This is a genomic window from Sorangium sp. So ce1335 (genome assembly GCF_051521615.1).
Classification (GTDB): domain Bacteria; phylum Myxococcota_A; class Polyangia; order Polyangiales; family Polyangiaceae; genus Sorangium.
In genome coordinates this window covers 3,097,804-3,119,824 of record NZ_CP150363.1, presented here as the reverse complement: position 1 = coordinate 3,119,824, position 22,021 = coordinate 3,097,804, and the positions used below count along the sequence as shown (strand labels likewise).

22 protein-coding genes are annotated in these 22,021 nt (G+C 73.2%); 15 read left to right on the top strand and 7 right to left on the bottom strand.

Annotated elements, in window-relative coordinates:
• Window positions 1–103: 103 nt before the first annotated feature.
• Complete coding sequence (gene trxA, locus WMF24_RS11685) at window positions 104–505, top strand: thioredoxin (RefSeq protein WP_437736472.1); 402 nt, start codon at window positions 104–106, stop codon at window positions 503–505.
• 86 nt (window positions 506–591) lie between these two features.
• Here the strand turns inward: trxA and WMF24_RS11680 are convergent, their stop codons facing one another.
• Together WMF24_RS11680 and WMF24_RS11675 are read right to left on the bottom strand one after the other, a co-directional pair.
• A complete protein-coding gene (locus WMF24_RS11680) occupies window positions 592–1,008 on the bottom strand; it encodes a GFA family protein (protein ID WP_437736471.1) in 417 nt (138 codons plus the stop codon).
• A 147-nt stretch (window positions 1,009–1,155) separates the two neighbouring features.
• The gene (locus tag WMF24_RS11675; protein ID WP_437736470.1) at window positions 1,156–1,548 is read right to left on the bottom strand and encodes a DUF2809 domain-containing protein; all 393 of its coding nucleotides are present in this window, start codon (window positions 1,546–1,548) and stop codon (window positions 1,156–1,158) included.
• Window positions 1,549–1,794: 246 nt separating this feature from the next.
• Here WMF24_RS11675 and WMF24_RS11670 point away from each other — a divergent pair, with 246 nt between their 5' ends.
• The 6 genes from WMF24_RS11670 (at window position 1,795) to WMF24_RS11645 (ending at window position 9,470) form a co-directional block, all read left to right on the top strand.
• The gene (locus WMF24_RS11670) at window positions 1,795–3,261 is read left to right on the top strand and encodes a hypothetical protein (protein WP_437736469.1); all 1,467 of its coding nucleotides are present in this window, start codon (window positions 1,795–1,797) and stop codon (window positions 3,259–3,261) included.
• Between the two features lie 147 nt (window positions 3,262–3,408).
• On the top strand, window positions 3,409–4,002 hold the full coding sequence (locus WMF24_RS11665) for an RNA polymerase sigma factor (protein ID WP_437736468.1): 594 nt from the start codon (window positions 3,409–3,411) through the stop codon (window positions 4,000–4,002).
• Window positions 3,999–5,102, top strand: a complete 1,104-nt coding sequence (locus WMF24_RS11660; RefSeq protein ID WP_437736467.1) for a tetratricopeptide repeat protein — start codon at window positions 3,999–4,001, stop codon at window positions 5,100–5,102. The genes WMF24_RS11665 and WMF24_RS11660 overlap by 4 nt, the downstream gene beginning before the upstream one ends.
• Window positions 5,103–5,280: 178 nt before the next feature.
• Entirely contained in the window at window positions 5,281–6,246 is a 966-nt protein-coding gene (locus WMF24_RS11655; RefSeq protein ID WP_437736466.1) for a hypothetical protein, read from the top strand.
• A 61-nt stretch (window positions 6,247–6,307) separates the two neighbouring features.
• A complete protein-coding gene (locus tag WMF24_RS11650) occupies window positions 6,308–7,351 on the top strand; it encodes a hypothetical protein (RefSeq protein WP_437736465.1) in 1,044 nt (347 codons plus the stop codon).
• 55 nt (window positions 7,352–7,406) lie between these two features.
• A complete protein-coding gene (locus tag WMF24_RS11645; RefSeq protein WP_437736464.1) occupies window positions 7,407–9,470 on the top strand; it encodes a PEP/pyruvate-binding domain-containing protein in 2,064 nt (687 codons plus the stop codon).
• A gap of 114 nt (window positions 9,471–9,584) precedes the next feature.
• On the opposite strand, the gene WMF24_RS11640 is transcribed toward WMF24_RS11645, so the two are convergent.
• Entirely contained in the window at window positions 9,585–9,941 is a 357-nt protein-coding gene (locus WMF24_RS11640; protein WP_437736463.1) for a hypothetical protein, read from the bottom strand.
• Here WMF24_RS11640 and WMF24_RS11635 point away from each other — a divergent pair.
• Window positions 9,940–10,629, top strand: coding sequence for a hypothetical protein (locus tag WMF24_RS11635; RefSeq protein ID WP_437736462.1), 690 nt, complete (start codon window positions 9,940–9,942; stop codon window positions 10,627–10,629). The two genes, WMF24_RS11640 and WMF24_RS11635, sit on opposite strands and share 2 nt — an antisense overlap.
• Window positions 10,630–10,722: 93 nt before the next feature.
• Entirely contained in the window at window positions 10,723–11,958 is a 1,236-nt protein-coding gene (locus WMF24_RS11630; protein WP_437736461.1) for a CotH kinase family protein, read from the top strand.
• 19 nt (window positions 11,959–11,977) lie between these two features.
• Here the strand turns inward: WMF24_RS11630 and WMF24_RS11625 are convergent, their stop codons facing one another.
• The 3 genes from WMF24_RS11625 to WMF24_RS11615 are packed head-to-tail and all read right to left on the bottom strand — an operon-like array spanning window position 11,978 to window position 13,216.
• A complete protein-coding gene (locus tag WMF24_RS11625) occupies window positions 11,978–12,532 on the bottom strand; it encodes a hypothetical protein (RefSeq protein ID WP_437736460.1) in 555 nt (184 codons plus the stop codon).
• Complete coding sequence (locus tag WMF24_RS11620) at window positions 12,522–13,028, bottom strand: RNA polymerase sigma factor (protein WP_437736459.1); 507 nt, start codon at window positions 13,026–13,028, stop codon at window positions 12,522–12,524. The genes WMF24_RS11625 and WMF24_RS11620 overlap by 11 nt, the downstream gene beginning before the upstream one ends.
• A gap of 56 nt (window positions 13,029–13,084) precedes the next feature.
• Window positions 13,085–13,216, bottom strand: a complete 132-nt coding sequence (locus WMF24_RS11615) for a hypothetical protein (protein WP_437736458.1) — start codon at window positions 13,214–13,216, stop codon at window positions 13,085–13,087.
• A gap of 249 nt (window positions 13,217–13,465) precedes the next feature.
• Here WMF24_RS11615 and WMF24_RS11610 point away from each other — a divergent pair, with 249 nt between their 5' ends.
• On the top strand, window positions 13,466–14,983 hold the full coding sequence (locus WMF24_RS11610) for a L,D-transpeptidase (RefSeq protein WP_437736457.1): 1,518 nt from the start codon (window positions 13,466–13,468) through the stop codon (window positions 14,981–14,983).
• 69 nt (window positions 14,984–15,052) lie between these two features.
• Here the strand turns inward: WMF24_RS11610 and WMF24_RS11605 are convergent, their stop codons facing one another.
• A complete protein-coding gene (locus WMF24_RS11605) occupies window positions 15,053–15,886 on the bottom strand; it encodes an STAS domain-containing protein (RefSeq protein WP_437736456.1) in 834 nt (277 codons plus the stop codon).
• Between the two features lie 252 nt (window positions 15,887–16,138).
• Between WMF24_RS11605 and WMF24_RS11600 the strand changes: the two genes are divergently transcribed.
• From WMF24_RS11600 to WMF24_RS11580, 5 genes are all read left to right on the top strand, one after another.
• The gene (locus tag WMF24_RS11600) at window positions 16,139–16,828 is read left to right on the top strand and encodes an NUDIX hydrolase (protein ID WP_437736455.1); all 690 of its coding nucleotides are present in this window, start codon (window positions 16,139–16,141) and stop codon (window positions 16,826–16,828) included.
• A gap of 316 nt (window positions 16,829–17,144) precedes the next feature.
• The gene (locus tag WMF24_RS11595; RefSeq protein ID WP_437738792.1) at window positions 17,145–17,978 is read left to right on the top strand and encodes a protein phosphatase 2C domain-containing protein; all 834 of its coding nucleotides are present in this window, start codon (window positions 17,145–17,147) and stop codon (window positions 17,976–17,978) included.
• Between the two features lie 134 nt (window positions 17,979–18,112).
• On the top strand, window positions 18,113–20,053 hold the full coding sequence (locus WMF24_RS11590; RefSeq protein WP_437736454.1) for a hypothetical protein: 1,941 nt from the start codon (window positions 18,113–18,115) through the stop codon (window positions 20,051–20,053).
• Between the two features lie 55 nt (window positions 20,054–20,108).
• Window positions 20,109–21,155 carry a nicotinamidase gene (locus WMF24_RS11585; protein WP_437736453.1) on the top strand — a complete coding sequence of 349 codons (1,047 nt, stop codon included), beginning with the start codon at window positions 20,109–20,111 and terminating at the stop codon, window positions 21,153–21,155.
• Window positions 21,156–21,207: 52 nt separating this feature from the next.
• Window positions 21,208–22,020, top strand: coding sequence for a hypothetical protein (locus WMF24_RS11580; RefSeq protein ID WP_437736452.1), 813 nt, complete (start codon window positions 21,208–21,210; stop codon window positions 22,018–22,020).
• Window position 22,021: the final 1 nt, after the last annotated feature.

Genomic DNA, 22,021 nt, shown 5'->3' with positions numbered 1-22,021 from the left:
GCTCGCCTCGGATGGATCTGCGCGGCGATACGGGCTCAGCCGCCTTGAGCCGCCTGGCCCATCGCCCGGGGACACGGGTGGGTTTCGGGGCTATGCTCCGTGGATGAGTACCACAGAGCTCAGCGCGGCGAACTTCGAGCAGACGGTCGACTCGAACGACATCGTCCTCATCGACTGGTGGGCGCCCTGGTGCGGCCCCTGCCGGGTCTTCGCGCCCGTCTTCGAGAAGGCCTCCGAGAAGCACCCGGACCTCGTGTTCGCGAAGATCAACACCGACGAGCAGCAGGAGCTGGCCCAGGCTTTCAACATCCGCTCCATCCCGACGCTCTTCATCTTCCGCGAGAAGGTCCTCCTCTTCGCGCAGGCGGGCTCCCTGCCGGCGTCGGCGCTCGACCAGGTGATCGAGAAGGTGCGCTCGCTCGACATGGACGAAGTGCGAACGAAGATCGCCGAGGAGGAGGCCAGACAGGCGGCCGGCGGAGGTCAGGGCGGCGAGGAGGCCTGAGGCGCAGAGGATCGCCGGCGCCACGGCTCGCTGACCAGCCCGGCCCCCGGGGCGCGGCGCGGCGGGCGGTGCCGGGGGGGCGCGGCTCAGCTCGGGCTGCCGGTCTTGCTCCCGCGGTAGTCGGTGGCCCCCGGGATGGGCGGCAGCCAGGGGACGCGGTGCACGGTCCAGCTCTGGAATGCGGGGGGCGGGAGGTCGCCGGGCCGGTCCATCGTGCCAAGGAAGATATCGATCTCCCGCGACCCGTCGCGGCGCCAGAACAGCGCGGATCCGCAGGTCGAGCAGAACTGGCGGACAGCGATGCTGGAGGACCGGTAGGTCGCGGGCGAGCCGGAGAGCAGCTCGAAGCGCTCGTCAGGAAAGGTGGCGAAGGCCGGCATGGGTGAGCCGCTCTGCCGCCGGCACTGGGTGCAATAGCAAAGATTGGTGCTCGAGGGCGCGCCGCGCGCGCGGTAGCGGATCGCGCCGCAAAGGCAGCCGCCGGTGTGGTGAGCCTCGGTCATGGACGTCGCCTCCTCCTCTGCTGGGTGATGCGAGCGCCAGCCTGGCCCCTCCCGGCGCACGTCGCAACCGCGCGGCTCGCCGCGGCGCGCGCCTCGCAGTGCGGGCGCCTCGCCGCCGCGCGCGTCCAGGCCGCCGACGCGCCGGCCTCATGCCGAGGCCCGGAGCGGCCGGCAGAGCGCGTGGCCAAGGACGCAGCCGAGTCCGTACAGCGCGAAGTCCGCGGGGTCGAATCCGCCGTTTCCGCCGAGCAGGAGCCGCCCCGGCAGGGTGCTGCGCGCGGCCAACAGCCAGGGCGCCTCGCTGAGCTGGAGCAGCTCGATCGTGCACGTGGCGGCGAGCACGGCGAGCGCCAGCCGATGGGTGCGCGCCGAGATCCACACGAATTGCGCCGCGGCGATCCACACGACCACGTAGAGCACCGCACCAGCGCTGTTGCGCAGCCAGGCCGGACCGCCCTGGAACCGGGCGATGAGGCCGATCGGGACGGCGGCCACGACGAGGAGGGCCAGCAGGATGCGCTTGCGCACGGCTTCCGGCATCCGCAGAGCCTACAGCGACGTCCGCGCGGAGAGCACGGCCGGAGCGAGGGCGCGCGCCTCGTCGATGGAGCAGCGCGCAAGACCGCCCCGCGGCGACGGACAGACACAGAGGAAAACTCCTCGCGTGCTTCATCATCGATGCTCCCTCCGACGGCGCAATCCAGGGACAGACGCCGCGACAGGAGCCTGTCCCGCACGAGGCAGGGGATGGTGCGCCCAGGGAAACACTGGTAAGTTTCATAGCCCGTGCCGGCTGGGTCGTCCGCGCTCGCCCTCCGCGCTGCCCGAACGGCCGCGTGCGCGGTCGCGTGCGCGCTCCTCGCCCTGCCGGCTGCGGCGAACGAGCCCCGCGCCGCCCGCAGGCCGGTGCTCGTCCTCGCCGCCTCCCCGAGCGCCGACCGCATGAACACGCGGGCCATCGACCTCGTCGCGGCCCACATCCGGCCCCTCGGGATCCACCTCCAGATCGTGCGTCCCGGCGCGCCGAGGCCGGCGCTGGCGCAGTTCCTCCCCGACGCCCGCGCGCTCGCCGACGCCTGGGACGCGCGGGGCGTGCTCTGGGTCGACGCCGGGTCGACGGGCGAGCTCGCCCTGTTCGTTGTCGAGCGCGACGGCCACCAGATCTACGGCCGGCGCATCCCGGTCGCGCCCGGGCAGACGGCCACGGCCCTCGAGTCGCTCGCCAACATCGCCGGCGCTGTCGCCGAGGAGCTCCGCGAGGGGCACGTGGCCGCGCTCGCCCAGGTGAACGTCGCCTCGGCCGGGGCGGACCCGGCAGCTCCGCCCGCGGCCGCTGTCTCCACCGCGACGGCGGCGCCCGCGGCGCCCGCGGCCGGCGCGCCCCTCGCCGCCGCGGCCGGCGCGCCCCTCGCCTCCGCGGCGGCCGCGCACCTGCCGCCGCGCCCGGGGCCGTCCGCGGCCCAGCCGGGAGCCCACCGCCCGCCGGACCGGCTGCCCACGGTCGCCGTCCTCGCGGGCTACACCGGCGCGAACTTCAGCGGCGAGGCGCCCTGGCAGAGCGCCGCGGCGCTCCGCGCCTCCTGGGCGCCCGTGGATCGCGCCGTCGTCGGCCTCGGCTACGAGCTGATGCCCGCGGCGACCCTCGGCGACGAGCGGTTCGAGTTCGACCTCGCGCGCCACCCGGTGACGACGACCGGCCAGCTCCGGCTCCGCCTGCCGCTCGGCCTCGATCTCCAGCTCGGGGCGCGCGCCACCGTCGATGTCGTCCAGCGCATCCCCCAGGGCGGCGCGCAGCCGCCGGCCCGGCAGCCGCAGGCGGCCCCGCAGCCGCCGGCCCAGCCGCCGCCCGGCCATGCGCTGCCGCCGCCCCCGCCGCCGCGCTTCCCGCCGCCCCCCTGGCCCCCGCGCTTCCCGCCGCCGCCCCCGCCGCGCTTCCCGCCCCCGCCCCCCTACGGCGCCCCGCCGCCGACGACGTGGCAGCGGATGGCGCCGCAGGAGACGCCGCCGCTGGAGACCCAGACCGACGTGCTCGTCAGCGTCGCGCCGGTCGCGGAGCTCGGTTACCCGCTCACCGAGCGGCTCCGCATCAAGGCGACGCTCGGCGTGGACTTCCTCCTGACGCAGCCCGACGGCTCCGTGCACCCGGACCTCGCGCTGCAGCCCCACCGGGTTCGGTTCCTCGCCGGCCTGGGGCTGGAGGTCGGCCTCGGCCTGCCGACGCCGCCTGCGGCCGCGGGTGGGGCCAGCCGGTGAGCGCCCGCGCCGCGTGAGCCGGCACCGAAAGAAAATTGACCCGGTTCGGGGCGGGCATCGCACCAGATCGCGGCGATGGACGCCGAGCACTCACGAGCTCTCCGCGCGAGCCTCGGCCCGCTGCCCGACCTGCGTCTCGCCAGCGCCATGACGCGCCCCGCGCCCCCGCCCGCGGCGCCCGTGCCGCCCGACCTCGAGCGGATGCGCCGCGCCGGCGCGGGGGATCCCGCGGCCCAGGCCTGGCTCATGACGCACGTGCTGCCGCGGGTCCGCCGGATCGCGCGCGCGTTCCTCCGCAGCTCGGCCGACGCCGACGACGCCGCGCAGCTCGCCCTGCTCGCGATCCTCGAGAGCGCATCGACGTACCGCGGCGAGGCGACCGTCGAGGCCTGGGCCAGGCGCATCGCCGTCCGGACGATCCTCCGGTACGTCAAGCAGCGGCGGCGCGACGGCGCGCCGGTCGCCCCGGAGAGCGCGATCGACGAGGAGGTCGCCCATGCGCCGCACCAGCCGCCGTTCGAGGCGCTCCCGCGCGACGCGCGCGCGTACCTCGACGCGCTGCCGGAGGCGCAGCGCGACGTGATCGTCCTGCACCACGCGCTCGACTACTCGATCGAGGAGATCGCCGGAATGACCGACGTCAGCCCCGACACGGTGAAGAGCAGGCTCCGCCTGGGGATCGGCGCGCTCCGGAAGCAGGTGCGCCAGGACATCGCCGTCGGCCGCAAGAGGACAGCATGACAGGGACGCCGAAGTCCGAGATCGACCTGGACCGCCTTCCCGCCCTCCTCGCCGCCGAGGCGCGCGGCGGGCCGCTCGGACCGGAGGACGCGGAGATGCTCCGCCGCGCCGAGCAGGAGGACCCCGAGCTGCGCGTGGAGGCGCCGCTCTGGGCCGCGCTCGGCAAGCTCGGCGACCCGCGCGGCGACGGCCGCGAGCTGAGCGACGCGGCCATGCTGGAGCGCGTGCTCGAGCGCGCCTCGGCCCAGCGCGCGCCCGCGAGCGCGGCCGGGCCGCGCGCGGCGCCGCGGCCGTCGCTGCGGCGCGGGTTCGCGGGGGCGATCGCCGGCGTGGCCGTCGCGGCGACCCTGCTCGTCGCGCTGGCGGCCGAGCTGCTCGACGGGCCTGCGCAGCCGCCCGCGCCGGGCGGGAGCGGGGCGATCTATCCGGGCGGCGCGCCGCGCGAGGCCCCCGCCGCCACGCCGCCGGCAGGGCCATCGCCCGGCGTGGGCGCGGCGGGAGAGCCCGCGCCGGCCGCCGACGCCACCGGCGAGCCCGCGGCCGCCGGCGCCCCCGCGAGCGCCCCCGCGGCCGCGAGCGCCCCCGCGGCCGCCGGCGCCCCCGCGGCCGCCGGCGCCCCCGCGGCCGCCAGCGCCCCCGCGGCCGCCGGCGCCCCCGCGGCCGCCGGCGCCGCCGATGCCCCCGGCCGCGCGCCGCCCAGACCGCGCGCGGAGCCGCCCGCGGCGAGCGCCGAGGCGCTGCTCCTGCGCGCGCAGTCCCGGCTCGCGCAGGGGAAGAGCGCCGAAGCGAGCGCCGCGTACCGGGAGCTGATCGCGCAGCACCCGTCCAGCCCCGAGGCGCGCGCCGCCCTCGTGTCGCTCGGGCAGCTCGCGCTCCACAAGGGCAAGGCGGCCGAGGCGCTCGCCCATTTCGAGCGCTACCTCGCCGGCGGCGGCGGCCCCCTCGCCGCGGAGGCACGCGTCGGCCGGGCGCAGAGCCTTCGTCGGCTCGGGCGCACGGCCGACGAGCGCGCGGCCATCGCCGACTTCCTCTCCCGCCACGGCGAGAGCGTCCACGCGCCCCGGCTGCGCGCGCGCCTGTCCGAGCTCGGCGCCAGGTGACCGCAGGGCCCGCGCGGCCCCGCGATCGCCGGCCCCCGCGCGGTACGCCGCCCGCAAGAAACTTTGACCCGCCATCTCGCGAGGCCACCACCTTGTCATCGAGATGACGCAAAAAATCCTTCGAATTGTAAAATTCCTTTCCCGCGGCGAGTGGCGCGTCAGCGCCCTCGGCGGGGTCTTGAGCCTCCTGTCTGCAAGCTGCTCGACCACGACGACCGGCAACAACCCCCCGGAACCCGGTCCCCCCGACGGGGCCGGAGGGTCGGACGGCGCGACCGGGGACTCCACGCGCCTCATCGGCGCCTTTCAGGTGCGCTCGTCCCCTGCCTCGGGGGACGGCGCGCCGGCGGGGACCACCGCGGTGCTCGGCAAGATCTACGACGGGACCACGCCCTCCCAGATCATCTGGGAGCTCGCGGCCGAGGAAGGGAGCTGTCGGCTCCTCACGCCGCGCGTCCCGTTCTGCAACCAGCCCTGCGGCGGCAGCGCCGTCTGCGTGGAGGACGACACGTGCCAGGCCTACCCGGCCGCGCACAGCGCCGGAGACGTGACGGTGACCGGCCTGAACCTCGAGTCGGGCGAGGCGGCCTTCGTCATGAAACCCACGGCGAACAACTACCAGCCGCCCGCCGGCGTGAAGCTCGGCTATCCGCCCGCCGACGAGGGACAGACGGTTCGCCTGGAGGCGAGCGGCGATTTCTTCAGCGCCTTCGCGGTGGAGTCGAAGGGCGTGAGCCCCCTGGAGCTCCTGAACGACGCGATCCACATCGAGCCCGATCAGGGCGTGCAGCTCGCCTGGACCCCGCCGGGGCAGGCCGGCATCTCGGAGATCTACGTGAAGCTCGATATCAGCCATCACGGGGGCACGAAGGGGATGATCGAGTGCTCCGCCGAGGACACCGGCTCGCTCGACCTGCCGGCGGCGCTCGTCACGCAGCTCCTCGACCTCGGCGTCGCGGGCTTCCCGACGATCGTCGTCACGCGCAGGGCCGTGGGCTCCACGACGATCCAGCAAGGCCGGGTCGATCTCGTCATCTCGTCCCAGATCGAGCGGTCGGTGGTGATCGCGGGGCTCACCTCGTGCAACGACAGCTCCCAGTGCCCCGAGGGCCAGACCTGCCAGCCCGATCTCACCTGCCAGTGAGCCTCGCCGGTCCCCGGCGCGACGACCAGTCCAGCTTGATAGATAAAAAGGAACGAAGACCATGACCATCGCTTATCGCTCCCTCTCCTTGCTGCCCCTCGCCCTCGCGCTGTTCTCACCCGTCGTCGGCTGCTCCGGATCGGACCCGGAGGTCTCGAACGACGGAGCGACCGGCACGTCGTCGAGCGCCGGCGGCGGCGCCACGACCACCACCGGCGGCGGCGCCACGACCACCACCGGCGGCGGCGCCACGACCACCACCACCGGCGGCGGCGCCACGACCACCACCGGCGCCGGCGGCGGCACGACCGAGAAATTCAGCTTCTTCGTGACCAGCCTCGTCGCCATGCAGGAGCTGTCGGGCTCGCAGGAGGGCTTCGGGGGCGATCTCCGCTTCGGAGAGACGGGCCCGGGGGCCGGTCTCCGCGGCGCGGACAAGATCTGCGCGACGATCGCGGACAAGAGCCTTCCGGGCGCGGGGAGCAAGGGGTGGCGCGCGTTCCTGAGCGCCGTGGCAGGAGAGGACGGCAAGCAGGTCGACGCGATCGACCGGATCGGCGAGGGGCCCTGGTACGATCGGCTCGGCCGGCTGGTCGCCAACAACAAAGCGGAGCTGCTCAACGATCGTCCCATCGCGGCCGACGAGGCGATCATCGACGATCTGCCGAACGAGGACGGCGTCCCCAACCACCAGCCCGATCCGAGCCAGCCCGAGGTCGACAACCACGATATCCTGACGGGGACCAACGACGAGGGCAGGCTCTACAGCGCGACGGCGACGTGCAAGGACTGGACGTCCGCGGTGGGCGACAGGGACGTCGAGGGGAGGCCGCGCGTCGGACACTCGTGGCCGAGGGACTTCGGAGGAGGGTTCGGAGAAGGCGGCGGCTCCGGCTTCCCCGGCGGCGGGCCCGGCTTCCCCGGCGGCGGCCCCGGCGGCCCCGGCGGCGATTTCAACATGGCCAACTGGATGTCGTCCCTCGACGAGTCGGGGTGCGCGCCGGGCGTGAGCCTCGTGGAGATGGGGCCGCCGCAGCTCGACGTGCCCACGGTCGGATCCGGCGGCGGTTACGGCGGGATCTACTGCTTCGCCCTGACGCCCTGACGCAGGCGCACCGCCGCGCGTCCCCTCGATCAGCTTACTTGTCTCAGGAGGATTCATGGTTCATCGCAATCGCATCACGTCGATCCTCGCGCTCGCCCTGCTCGCCGCGGCGCTGCCGGGCGCGTGCGGCGGCTCGTCCGACGAGCCCGGCGCGACCGCAGAGGTCTGCGAACGTACGAGCGAGGACGGGTCGACGGAGTTCCTGAAGCGCGTGGGGTGCGCCGCGGACTTCGAGGCGCTCGCGTCGGCGCCCGTCGACGCCAGCCTGCCCGGCGCGCGCTCGGTCAAGGTGGTCCTGGATCGCGCCGATCAAGACGCGCTGTATTTCCAGAACAGCGTGCTTTACCAGATCCACTACGACTTCGTTTCATCGCACCTCTCCGGCGACGCGCTGCCTTATGTCCCTCCCCTCGCCGAGTTCAACGCGACCGAGTACTTCACGCCGGATCGCCGCTTCGTCCTCGGCGCGGTGACGCATTACCAGGGTCCCGACGTGTGGGCGCTCGAGCTCTCGCCCTACGACACCGCGTCTGCGGACATGATCACCGCCCTGTTCAAGGCGGTGCAGGGGGCCTCGTTCTTCGGCTCGAAGCTCGCCTTCCACCCCACGTCGGAGGCCGTGGCGGTCGAGGCGCAGAAGCTCCCCGCCGACATCCCCGTGGTCAGCACCGGCGATCTCTACGCCGGGATCGACTACCAGCCGCTCTCGCTCGGCACGGCGGTGGGGCGGCTCCGCTTCGCGAAGGCGGCGGATCTCGCCGACGAGTACCTCTCCCACCAGGACATCGTCGTCCTCGACCAGGCGCCCAACGACATCTCCGTCGTCCAGGGGATCATCACCGAGGAGTTCCAGACGCCGCTCTCGCACGTCAACGTGCTCTCCCAGAACCGGCGCACGCCCAACATGGGGCTGCGCGACGCGATGAGCCACCCGGAGCTGCTCGCGCTGAAGGACAAGCTGGTCGAGCTCACCGCGGGGCCGTCGTCCTGGAGCGTCCGCGAGGTCACCCAGGCGGAGGCCGAGGCGTTCTGGGAGGCGCACAAGCCCGAGCCCGTCACGCTCCCCGAGCTGGATCTGACGGTCACCGATCTGCGCGACATCGAGGAGGTGACCCCCGATCCGCCGGACGGCGAGCCGCTCCGGGACGCGATCAAGAAGGCCGTCCTCGCCTTCGGCGGCAAGTCGGCCCACTACTCCATCCTGGCGAGGATCCCCGAGGTCCCGATCCAGAAGGCGTTCTCGATCCCGGTCTACTACTACGACCTGTTCATGAAGCAGAACGGCTTCTACGAGCAGATCGAGGCGCTGCTCGCCGATCCGCAGTTCAACACCGACACGGCGGTCCGCGACAAGGGGCTGAAGGCGCTCCGCGACGCCATGAAGAGCGCGCCCGTCGACGCCGAGCTCCAGGACCTCCTCAGGGCGAAGATCGAGGCGGAGTATGCCGGGCACCCGATACGCTTCCGCACCAGCACGAACAGCGAGGATCTCGACGGGTTCCCGTGCGCCGGCTGCTACGACTCGAACACCGGCGATCCGACCGACTGGGAGGACGTCCTCGACGCCATCCGCAAGACGTACGCGAGCGCCTGGAAGCTCCGGACCTTCGATGAGCGCACCTATTACGGCATCGATCACAGGACCATCGGGATGGCGTTGCTCGTACACCACAACTTCCCGGACGAGGAGGCGAACGGCGTGGCCATCACCAACAACCCGTTCGACACGGCCGGGGTCCAGCCTGCGTTCTACGTCAACGTGCAATCGGGCGGCGACGTGGAGGTCGTGGCCCCGCCCCCTGGCGTGACGAACGACGAGTTCCTCTACTTCTTCAACCAGCCGAACCAGCCTGTCACGTACCTCACCCACTCGAGCCTCATGCCCGAGGGCCAGACGGTCCTCACGGCGGCGCAGGTCCACCAGCTCGGCGTGGCGCTCGACGCCATCCATGAGCGGTTCTCCCCCGCGTACGGGCCCGCGGCGGGCAACAACGGCTGGTACGCGATGGATGTGGAGTTCAAGTACGACGACGACGCGAACCCGGGCGAGCCGGCGACGCTCTACATCAAGCAAGCGCGCCCCTACCCCGGCCGCGGGGCGGCCGCCGGCGCGCCGTGAGGCGGCTCCGCGCGGCGCTCGCGCTCCAGCATGCCGGCCCCGCGATCAGCCGGACACGACGCGACGAACAACCTGGCTCGAAGAGGACAAGGGAATCGACACCATGACATTTGCTTATCGCACCTTGTGGCTCCCTCTCACGATGGCGCTCTTCTCGCACGTGCTCGGCTGCGGCTCGGAGGCCTCGAGCGACGACGCGACCGGCGCGTCGTCGAGCTCCGGCGGCTCCGCCACCAGCGGCGGCGGCTCCGCCACCAGCGGCGGCGGCTCCGCCACCGGCGGCGGCGGCTCCGCCACCAGCGGCGGCGCCACGACCACCAGCGGCGGCGGCTCCGCCACCAGCGGCGGCGGCTCCGCCACCAGCGGCGGCGGCTCCGCCACCAGCGGCGGCGCCATGGCCACCAGCAGCAGCTCCTCGGGCGGCGGGACGACGGAGCCGTTCAGCTTCTTCGTGACCAGCCTCGCCGCCATGCGGGAGCTGTCGGGCTCCCAGGACGGCTTCGGGGGCGATCTCCGCTTCGGGGAGACGGGCCCCGGGGCCGGCCTCCGCGGCGCGGACAAGATCTGCGCGACGATCGCCGACAAGAGCCTCCCCGGCGCGGGGAGCAAGACGTGGCGCGCGTTCCTCAGCGCCGCGGCGGGCGAGGACGGCAACCAGGTCAACGCGATCGACCGCATCGGCGAGGGCCCCTGGTACGACCGGCTCGGCCGGCTGGTCGCCAGCAACAAAGCGGAGCTGGTGAACGAGCGCCCCCGCGGGGCCGACGGGGCCATCGGGGACGATCTGCCGAACGAGGATGGCGTCCCCAACCACCAGCCCGACCCGAGCCAGGACGAGGTCGACAACCACGACACGATGACGGGGAGCGACGCGCAAGGGCGGCTCTTCGGCGCGACGGCGACGTGCAACGACTGGACGAGCGCGTCGGGCGACAGGGCCTCCGGGAAACCGCGCGTCGGGCACTCGTGGCCGAGGAATTTCGGCGGCGGCGGCGGCGTGGGCGGCATCAACATGGCCCACTGGATTTCGGCCCACGAGGCGCCCGGGTGCGCGCCGAGCGTCAACCTCGTGGACGCGGGGGGACCGGCGCCGGGCGCGAACGGCGTGGGGTCCGGCGGCGGCTACGGCGGGATCTACTGCTTCGCCCTGACGCCCTGACACGCCGGCGCCCCTTCGCGGCGCTCTCCGCGCAGGCACGCCGGCCCGCGATCGCCCTCGAGCCCACGCGCGCGGGGTGATACGCCGTAGGCGATGAGACCCCGCAGCGCTTCCCCTCTCCTCCTCCTCGTCGTCGTGGCCAGCCAGAGCGGCTGCCCGGCTGACGAGGGGTACGCCTCGGCGGCGGTGTTCGACCGGGCGGTGCTCCACACGGTCGAGATCACCGTCGACGAGGCCTATCTCGACCAGCTCGCGACGGACGACGAGGCGCGCGTCCCGTGCAGCGTGGTCTACGACGGCGAGGTCGTCCGCGGCGCCGGGATCCGGCAGAAGGGCAACAAGCTCGAGGAGCTCTCCGACAAGCCGAGCTTCAGCATCAAGTTCGACGAGTTCAACGAGGAGACGGAGCTGCGCGGGCTCAACAAGCTCCTGCTGAACAACGCAAAGCAGGACCCGACGTTCCTCCGCGAGCAGATCGGCGCGGAGCTGCACGCCCGCGCCGGGGTGCCCGCGGCGCGCGTCGCGCACGCGGTGGTGAAGCTCAACGGCGTCGACCAGGGGATCTACGTCGTCACCGAGGCGGTCGACAAGCGGTTCCTGAGGCGCCATTTCGGCCGGGGGAACGACGAGGGGGCGGTCTACGAGGGCCCGTGCTGCGGCGACTTCGTCCACGACATCGACGCCGTGGAGCTCGACGGCGGGGAGGACGCGGGGGCGGCCGCGCTCCGCGCGCTCGCCGACGCGATCCGCGACGCGCCGGACGAGCAGCTCGCGGCGCAGGTGAGCCAGCGGCTCGACCTGGATCGGTTCATCACGACCTACGCCCTCGAGGCGCTGATGGGTCACTGGGACGGCTACGCGTACCGGGCGAACAACTACTATCTTTACAGGAGCCCTGTCGACGGGCGCTTCGTGTTCCTCCCCCACGGGATGGATCGCATCCTGGACGACGTGCGGTTCGACACGGAGACGGCGCCCGTCGCCGTGCTCCCGGGCCGCATCCGGGCGATCCCGGCGCTCGACGAGCGGTTCCGCGCGGAGCTCGCGCGCGTCGCGGTCGAGGCCTGGGACGAGCGCGCGTTGCTCGCGGTGGTCGATCAGGCGGCGGAGGTGGTCGGCAAGGCGAGCGCCGGCGAGGCGACCCGGCGCGACGTGAGCGAGCTCATGGCCAACATGGGCGCCCTGCGGGACGACCTCACGCTGCGCCGCGCGCTGATCGACCCCGCGATCGCGTGCGGCGACGGCGACGTCGAGGGGCTCGAGACGTGCGACGACGGCAACACGACGGGCGGCGACGGGTGCAGCGCGAGGTGCCGCGTCGAGCCTTGACGGGGACGCCGCCGGCGCGTCACGCGCCGCCGCGCGCAGGGCGCAGCGCGAGCGGCGCGGTGCCGGTGAGCAGCCCCGCCGCGAGGGCGACGACGCCGCCGAAGCCGACGCACGCGCAGCCGAGCGCGCCCGTCAGGGCGGCGACGCCGCACGCCGAGGCCCAGGAGGCCCCGAGCCGCTCGGACCGGCGCAGCACCCGGGAGAGCAGCACGCCGGCCGCGACCCCGCCCGCGAGGCACGCGGGGACGCAGATCGACACGCACCCCTCCGGCGTGCACAGGTGGCCGTAGATGCGCGCCGCGTGCGCCGCCGCGAACGGCACGAGCCCCGCCGCGACCCCCGGGAGCACGCCCCGCGCGAGCTGTCGCCCCCGCCAGAAGAGCAGCGCCGCCGCGATGTAGAGCGCCGCGCCGATGGCGGCCGTCGTGAGCGGGCGATCGCTCATCAGCGCGGCGACGAGCGCCACCGCGATCGTCGGGGCCGCCGCCAAGGCGGCCTGCCGCGCCCTGCCGCGCTCGTACGCGCGGTAGGCCTTCTCCTTCAGGTTCAGGCGCGCGGTCGCCTCAGGTCCCATAGATCCTCCTCCACGCCTCCCGGAGGCGGGCAAATGCGCGCTCGCGGCGCTTGCGGAACGCCGCTCCCGACACCGACGGGTCGCGGTCGCTCTCCAGCACGGTCGCCCGCAGCGTCTCGCGATCCGCCTCGGCCAGCGTGCCGAGCACCTCGCGCGCCGCGTCGTCCAGATCGCGGGCGATCGCCGCGTCCTCCGGCGTCGGCGCGTCGGCCGCGACCGACGGGGCGAGCTCGCCCGGCGCCTCGCGCGACCTGGCTCGCCGCCGTCGCGCCGTGCGGCACTCCCACGCCGCGATCGCGAGCGCCCAGGTGAGCGCGTCCGCCTCGGGGTCGAACGAGCTGGCGCGGTCGAAGACCTTGAGGAGCGCCTGCTGCGCCGCGTCCTCGGCGTCCGCCTCGCCCCCGAGCATGCGCCGGCAGAACGCGCTGATGGCCGGCCACAGGGCGGCATAGACGGCATCGAACGCCGCGCGATCGCCGTCAGCCAGGCGTCTCATCGACGCGTTGAGCAGCGATCGCGCGCGCGGTTCCAACGGTGCCTGTCCTCAGCCGCTCAGCCGCAGGGGCAGTCCGGGCAGGGGCAATCGCCGCACGGACAGCCGTCCATGAGCTGCGTGCCAGCGTAGGCCGCCGTGGGGATTCCGAGGACGGCGGCGATCAGGGTCACCTTGAGCCAACGACGCATGAGCGTTCTCCTTGTTCTCTGACCGGCTGTCGTCGCCGGCCTTCATCGGCTCTAGGCGCGAGCGGGGGCAAGCGTGACACCCGCGGCGATCAAAATCATGGCGGCCGAGGGAGCGTGAGAGGAGGAAGGAGGAGGCACGCGCGATGACGCGCAGCCGTGTTCGACCGCCCGCGCCCCGCAGGCGCGCCGCGATTCCAGTTTGGCAGGTCATTCCGCCGTACAGGCCGAACGTGCTAGGGTGGCGTGCCTATGTCCGGCCGCTTCTGTACCGCCGCCCTCGGCGTCCTGTGGCTCGTCGGGTGCACGTCGTCGCGGCACGAGGCCGGCTCGAGCGCCGGCCCGTCGGGGAGCGCCGGCGTCGCGGTCGCGGAGCCCGCCGGCGACCGCCCGGCGGGCGCCGTCGCGCCGGCGGTCGTGCCCGGGCCTTCGCCGGTGGTGCCGGCCGCCGCGGTCGCGCCCTCGCCGGCCGCCGCGGAGCCGGCGCCGGCCGCAGAGGCCGCCCGCGTGTACTCGAAGAGCCGCGAGGTGATGATCCGGGCGGCCCCGCGCCCGAAGTCCCAGTGGATCGGCCAGCTCTCGATCGGCGGCTCGGTGCTGTTGAAGAGCGCCGAGCCCGTCCGGGGCTCGGGCGACTGCCCGGCGTTCTACGCCGTCGAGCCGCGCGGCTACGTCTGCGTCGACGGCGACCGCGCCACGCTCGACCCGGCCGACCCGATGCTGAAGACGCTGGCCCCCCACGCCCCGCTCGTGGATCAGCCGCTGCCGTACCGCTACGGCGAGTCGCTCGGGCTCAAGCGCCTCTTCGAGGTCGATGGCTTCGAGACGCCGGAGTGGCCGTCGGGCATCCACGACAGGCGGCACATGACGGTCCGCCCGCGATCGTCGGTCGCGTGGACGAGGGAGGTCGAGGCGGGCGGCGCGACGTGGCTCTGGGCGTCCGATCTCACGTTCATTCCGAAGGACAAGGTCAAGCCGTACGAGGGCGCCACCTTCGAGGGCGTGCACCTCACCTCCGAGGAGCGCCTCCCCCTCGCGTTCTTCCGCCGCAAGCCGCGCCCCAAGTACCGCCTCACCGAGGGGGACGCGCTCGAGAAGACGGACGCCGTGTGGGAGCGCCTCGACCGGGTCGGGCTGACGGGCAAATCGCGGCGGGTCGGCAAGCTCACCTACCTCGAGACCCGCGACGACGGGCACTGGGTGCTCGAGCGCGACGCGGTCGTCATCAAGCCGCGCAAGTCGCGCAACCCCTGGGGGCGCCCCATCCGGCTCGGCGGCGATGCGCCCGAGGCGCGGGCCGAGGGGCCGAGGAACACGTGGATCGAGATCGCCGCGCTCGAGGGCTGGCTCATCGCCTACGAGGACGACCGGCCCGTCTTCGCGACGCTCATCTCGGCCGGGCGCAACGGCGCCGACGAGCCGGAGAAGACCGAGACCGAGTCGATCGTGCCGCCGTCGACGACGCCGCTCGGCCAGTACCGCATCAACCGCAAGTGGGTGACGAAGACGCTGATCACGCCCCACGTCAACGCCGACGACTGGATCGAGGCGGAGGTGCCGTGGAGCCAGCACTTCTTCAGCAAGTACCTCGTGCACGCCGCGTACTGGCACAACAACTGGGGTGACGGGCAGAGCGGCGGGTGCGTGAACCTCTCGCCTGTCGACGCGAAGTGGCTATTTCACTGGACCGAGCCGCCCGTGCCCGAGGGGTGGCACGCGGTCCAGGTCACGCGCAAGGACCCGTCGACGCGCCTCGTGATCCACCGCTGATCCGCGCGCCGGCGCTCGTCTCGCCGGCGCGCCTCACGATCCACCGCGGATCCGCGCCCGCACGGGCGCTCACTTCGCGGGCGCGCCGCCCCCCTCGCCCGCCCTGGCCATTCGCTGCATGCACAGCTTGAGGCCGGCGCGCAGGTTGCCCACCGTCGTGACGCCGGACAGGTCGAGCCCGAGCGCGATCATCGTCTGCGCCACGTTCGACCGGATCCCCGTGATGATCCCCTCCGCCCCGAGCAGCCGGATCGCCTGGATCATCTCGATGAGGTACCCCGCCGTCCGCGTGTCCACCGCGTCCACGCCCGTGAGGTCGAGGATCGCGAACCGAGCGTCCTTGCTCACCACCGCGCTCAGCAGGTTGTCCATCACCTCGGAGATCCGCAGGCTGTCCACCACCCCCACCATCGGCAGCGTCAGCACCTTGTCCCAGACCTCGATGATCGGCGTCGACAGATCGCGGATCACCCGCTGTTGCTTCTCGATCAGCTCCAGCTTGTTCCGCAGCTCCTGCTCCCGCTGCCGCGCCGCGGTGGCGTCCATGGTGATGGTGACCGCGCCGGGCTCCCCGCCGTGGCGCACCGGGATGACCCATGTCTCCCAGGTAACGCCGTGCGCCTCGGAGATGGTGTGCGACCCCTTCCCCGCGATCGCCTGCCGGATGGACTCCACGGCCTCCGGCGCGCTCGCGTAGAGCTCGTAGACGCTCTTGCCGACGTGCGCCCCCGGTTGCACGCCGGAGACCTCCAGCCCCTTGCCGTCGTGGAACCTGAAGATGCCCTCGCGGTCGTACCTGCACACGGCGACCGGCAGGTTGTCGAGGAGGGCCCGGAGGAGCAGCTCTGCCTCTCCGAGGCTCGCCTCGGGCTCATTCTGGCTCTCCGCAGCGGTCATCGACATCGGACTTCCCTCCCCCGTCATGGAAGCCTTCTACCGTGCGCGCGCGCTGCGCGTCGAGAGTTTGTCGACGGTCGCCGGGGCGTTTCTCGGCCCCGCGGAGGGAAATGTCGCACCGCTTCCCCGGAGCCCGCCAGAGGCCGCCCGCCGCGCGCCCCGCGCCGGGCAGACGACGCGCGCGCGGCGCGGGTTGACAGGGGTGTACGGATCACACAAAGGTCCGTGGTTGAGCCACACGGAGGCACGGAAGGTCTCATGTCTGCATCGTACGAGCACCCGCGGCCGGCGCTGACGGTGGATTGCGTCGTGTTCGGCCTCGACGAGGGGGACCTCAAGGTCCTGCTCATCCGGCGGGAGCTCGAGCCGTTCCGCGGCAGGTGGGCGCTGCCGGGCGGCTTCGTGCGCGTCGACGAGGCGCTGGACGACGCCGCGCGGCGGGAGCTCGCGGAGGAGACGGGGCTCTCGGGGGTGTTCCTCGAGCAGCTCTACACGTTCGGCGCGCTCGGGCGCGACCCGCGCGAGCGCGTCGTGTCCGTGGCGTACTACGCGCTCGTCAAGCTCGGGGATCACCGGGTCAAGGCGGCGACCGACGCGCGCGAGGCGGCGTGGTTCGCGGTGGACGACACGCCTGCGCTCGCCTTCGATCACGAGGAGATCCTCGCCGTCGCGCTGGAGCGGCTCAAGGGCAAGGTGCGGTATCGGCCGATCGGGTTCGAGCTCCTGCCGCCGAAGTTCACGCTGTCGCAGCTCCAGCGGCTCTACGAGGCGATCCTCGAGCGCCCGCTCGACAAGCGCAACTTCCGCAAGAAGGCGCTCGGCACCGGGCTGCTCGTCGAGCTCGACGAGGTCGAGCAGGACGTCGCGCACCGCGCGGCGCGGCTCTACCGGTTCGACCGTCGCAAGTACGAGCGGCTCGAGAGGGACGGCTTCAGCTTCGAGATCTAGGCGCGCGCCACCCCCGGCGGCCCTCGGGCCCCCGCCGCCGGCGCGCGCTGCGCGGCGAGGGCGGCCGGTCCGCCGGCGCCCGGCTTGACAACGTGTATATCGAACACTAAGCTTGGTGTGTACGACACACGAACGGCCGAGGGCTCGCCGCGCGCGAGCGCCGCAGGCCGGCATGGACGGTGGAGCAGACGGTGGAGCGCTGGCGTCGGGAGCGGCGCGCGCCTCCCGGTCCGTCTGCCCGATGTCCGGACGCAGCGCGCCCTCGCCGGGCGCAGAAGGGAACTCCATGTCTCGCGAGGTCGCTTTCTTGGCTGACGTGGGCGGGGGCTCGGCCTTCCAGGTCGCCGGAGGCACGGTGACCGGGACAGACCACCTCGCGGCCGGGCGGCCCAACCAGGACGCCTATGCGTTCCGGGCCGAGGGCGGCTGTCTTGCCGCGGTCGTCTGCGACGGCTGCGGCAGCGGCGCGCGCAGCGAGGTGGGCGCGGCGCTCGGCGCGCGGCTCGTCGTCGAGCAGGTGCTCGGCGCGCTCCGGCGCGGCGGAGACATCGAGTCGCCGGAGACATGGGAAGAGGTGCGGCGCGGGGCGCTCGCGCCGCTCCGGGCGGTGGCCGCCGGCATGGGCGGGAGCCTCGCCGAGGTCGTGTCGACCTACTTCCTCTTCACCGTCGTCGGCCTCGCGGTCTCCGGCGGCAGGGCGTGCGCGTTCTCGCTCGGCGACGGCCTCATCGCCCTCGGCGACGAGGTCCTGCGGCTCGGCCCCTTCCCGCGGGACGAGCCCCCGTACCTCGCGTATGGCCTGCTCGACCGGCCGCCGGGCGGCGAGGCGCCGCGCTTCACCGTGCACCGCGCCCTGCCGTCGAGCGCGCTCCGGGCTGCCCTGCTCGGGACCGACGGCGCCGTCGATCTGCTGGAGTCGTCGTCCCGGCAGCTCCCGGGCGGCGGCGGCGAGGTCGGCCCGCTGTCGAGCTTCTGGGAGGACGACAGGTATTTCCGGAACCCCGACGCGGTGAGGCGGCGGCTCGCGCTCATCAACCGATCGGTGGCGCGGCCCGTGTGGAAGGAGGAGCGGATGCATCGCGAGGGCGGGCTGCTCCGCGACGACACGACGGTGGTCGTCGTGCGGAGGGCGCAGAGCGCCCTCGATTGACGCGCGGCCCTGCGCGGGAGCGCAGCGGCCGCGGAGGGAGGCGGCGGGGCGCTTCACGCGCCAGGTCGCCGCGGATCGAGCTCGATCGAGCTCGATTGCGCTGGCTCGCGTTCGATTGCCCGGAGGAGGCGAAGGTGGACGTTTATCTCGGTGCGAAGCGCGTGAAGCTCGATCCCCGGGCCTCGATCGGCAAGGGCGGGGAGGCCGACGTGTTCGACCTCGGCGACGGCCGCGCGATCAAGGTCTGGAAGACGCCCGATCACCCGGATTACGCCGGGCAGGACGCCGAGCAGCGCGCCGCCGAGGCCCGCATCGAGCGCCACCAGGACAAGCTGCGCGCGTTCCCGCCGGCGCTGCCCGATCAGGTGATCGCGCCCGTCGAGCTCGCGACCGACCGATCCAGAAAGCGCATCGTCGGCTACGCCATGCGCCTCGTGCGCGGCGCGGAGCCGCTCCTGCGCTACGGCGAGCCGTCGATGCGCCACGGCGGGCTCTCGGCGGCCACCGCCTCTGCGGTGCTCGCGCGGCTCCACCGGGCCGTCGCGGCGATCCACGACCGAGGCGTGGTGATCGGCGACTTCAACGACCTCAACGTGCTCGTCGCCGGCGGCGAGGTGTTCGTCATCGACGCCGACAGCTTCCAGTTCGGCCCGTTCCTCTGTCAGGTCTTCACCGAGCGCTTCGTCGATCCGCTGCTCTGCGACGCTTCCCTCCCCCGGCCGGTGCTGTCGCGCCCGTATTCGCGCGACTCCGACTGGTACGCGTTCGCCGTGATGGTCATGCAGAGCCTGCTCTGCGTCGGGCCGTATGGCGGCGTCTTCCGGCCGCGGTCCGCGGCGGCGCGGGTGCCCGAGAGCGCGAGGCCGCTCCGCCGCATCACCGTGTTCGACAGCGAGGTGCGGTATCCGAGGCCGGCGATCCCCTACCGCGTCCTGCCCGACGATCTGCTCGACGCGCTCTACCGCGTCTTCGTCAAGGACGAGCGCGGCGTGTTCCCGCGCCGGCTGCTCGACGCGCTCGCCTGGACGAGGTGCCCGTCGTGCGGCGTCGAGCACGCGCGCGCCGCCTGCCCCACCTGCGCGGGCGCCGCGCCGGCCGCCGTCAAGGAGTCCACCGTGGTCCACGGCGAGGTGCTCGCCACGCGGCTCCTGAGCACGCGCGGGGTGATCCTCGCGGCGTCGGTCGGCGCGGGCGGGCTCTCGGCCCTCGTGCACGAGGGCGGGCGCTTCGTGCGGGAGGACGGCGCCGTCGTCATGTCCGGCGCGCCCCACCCCGCGATGCGCTTCGCGGTCCAGGGCCGGTCGACGCTGATCGGCCGGGGCGGCGAGCTCGTCGTGCTCTCGCCGGGCGCCGCGCCCGAGCGGATCCAGGTGGATTGCCTCGGGACGACGCCGGTCTTCGACGTCAACGACCGGGCCCGCTACTGGGCGCGCGGCGGCCAGCTCCTGCGCAGCGGCCGCCCCGCCGCGCCCGCGCTCTCGGGCGAGGCGGGCGCCGTCGCGATGGGCGACGTCCTCGCCGGGCAGACGATGTTCTGGGTGGGCCCCCGGTTCGGGCTCGGCTTCTATCGGGCCGGGAGCGTCTCGATCGCGTTCGTCTTCGACGCCGAGCGGCCCGGCCTGAAGGACACGGTCAAGCTGCCTTTCCCCGGCGGCAAGCTCACCGCGGCCACGTGCGTGTTCGACGCGGGCGCCGCGCCGGGGGCCGGCGGCGAGCGCTCGCGCGACGGCCGCGGGCGCGCGTGGCTGTTCCTCGCCGCCGAGCAGGCCGGGCGGAGGGTGCACCGCTGCGTCGTCGTGCGCGAGGACGGCGCCGTGGAGGCCGCCGCCGACGCCGAGGCGGGGGGCGGCTCGTGGCTCGGCGCGCTCACCGGCAAGTGCGCGGCGTCGGGGTTCCTGCTCGCGGCGACCGACAGCGGCGTTGTCCGCGTCGAGGTCCGGGGCGGAGCGCTCGTCGAGGCGCGGCAGTTCCCCGGCACCGAGCCGTTCGTCACCCAGGCTTCCCGGCTGCTCGTCGGCCCCGAGGGGCTGTTCGTCGTCGACGCCCAGGCGATCACCTTGCTTCGCATCGCGTGAATCCACGGCAGTTCTTCCGGCCCGCGCGCGCGGGCCACTCGAGAGGAGAGAGACAATGAAAACGACAGAGCTCCCGCTTCCCGCCTTCTACGATCCGAAGAACGCCGAGCGGTGGGGTTATCACCCCGACCAGGAGGCGCTGCACGGCGCGGCCGCCGCGTGGAAGAAGGCGCACGGCGTGAAGCCCTCGGCCGCCGACGCGCAGAACGTCCACCTCCTGCTCATCGACGTGCAGAAGGACTTCTGCTTCCCGCAGGGCTCGCTCTACGTCGCCGGCCGGAGCGGCACGGGCGCGGTCGACGACAGCCGCCGCATCGCCGAGTTCATCTACAGGAACCTGGGGGTCATAACGAACGTCACCGTCACGATGGACACCCACTTTGCTTACCAGATCTTCTTCCCGGCCTTCTGGGTGGATCGCGAGGACCGCCCGCTCGCCGCGCACCGCGAGATCACGACGGCGCAGATCGACGCGGGCGAGGTGCGGCCGAACCCGGCCGTGGCGCGGTGGCTGTGCGGCGGGAGCTATCCGTGGCTCATGAAGCAGGTCCGGTACTACTGCGAGGAGCTCGAGAAGGCGGGCAAGTACAAGCTCTACCTGTGGCCGCCGCACTGCATCCTCGGCAGCGACGGGCACGCGCTCGCGGGGGTGGTGCACGAGGCGCGGATGTTCCACGCGTTCGCGCGCGGGGTGCAGTCGTGGGTGGAGGTCAAGGGCGGCAACCCGCTCACCGAGAACTACTCGGTGATGCAGCCCGAGGTGCTCACGCGGCACGACGGCCAGCCGCTGGCGCAGCGGAGCACGCTCTTTTTGAAGACGCTGCTCCACGCGGACGCGGTGATCATCGCCGGCCAGGCCGCGAGCCACTGCGTGCGCAGCTCGATCGAGGACATCCTGACGGAGATCGCGCTGACCGACCGCGCGCTGGCGAAGAAGATCTACGTCATGACCGACTGCATGTCGTCGGTCACGGTGCCCGACGGCAAGGGCGGCTTCGTGGCCGACTTCACCGCCGAGGCGGACAGGGCGCTTGGCCGCTTCGCCGCGGCCGGGATGAACCTGGTGAAGAGCACCGACCCGATCGCGCGCTGGCTCGTCTAGCGGCGCGCCCCGGAATTCGCGCGCTCTGAAACGTGTGACGGTGGAGGTTTCGATGAACATGAGCAAGGACGACGGGAAAAGGACGGATCTCGATATAGAGCAGCTCTTCGAGGCGGCGCGCGACGAGGGCGCGCTCTCGCCCGAGGCGATGCAGGCGCTGCACATCACCGACCTCGGCGCCCAGATCCAGGCCGGCTTCGGCGTGCAGGTGGACGACGTCGCGTCGTCGGAGGTGGTGCTGGTCACGGTGATGCCCGACGACTCGGGATCCATCAAGTTCGCCGGCAACTCCCGGGCGGTGCGGGACGGGCACAACCTCGTCGTGAGCGCCCTCGCCGACTCCAGGCAGCGCGACTCCATCCTGGCGCACAACCGGTACCTGAACGGGACGGTGCTGTACCCCTACTGCCCGATCACCCAGGCGGTGAAGATGGACACGAAGAACTACGATCCCCAGCTCGGCACGCCGCTCTACGACCAGACCGTGGTGCTCCTCGGCACGGTGATCGCGAAGGCGCAGGAGTTCGCGCTGAGCGGCGTCCCGGCCCGCACCGTGACGCTGATCATCTCGGACGGCGCCGACGCGGGCTCGACGTGGGCCAAGGCGAAGGACGTGTGCGCGCTCGTCCGCGACATGCGCCGGGCCGAGTCCCACATCGTGGCGGCGATCGGCATCGACGACGGGAACACCGACTTCCGCGCCGTCTTCCGCGCCATGGGGATCGAGGATCGCTGGATCCTGACGCCGAAGAGCGACGCGGCCGATATCCGCAAGGCGTTCGCGCTGTTCTCCCAGTCGGCGGTGCGCGCCAGCCAGGGCGGCGCGTCGTTCTCGAAGGCGGCGGCCGGCGGCTTCGGCGGGTGAG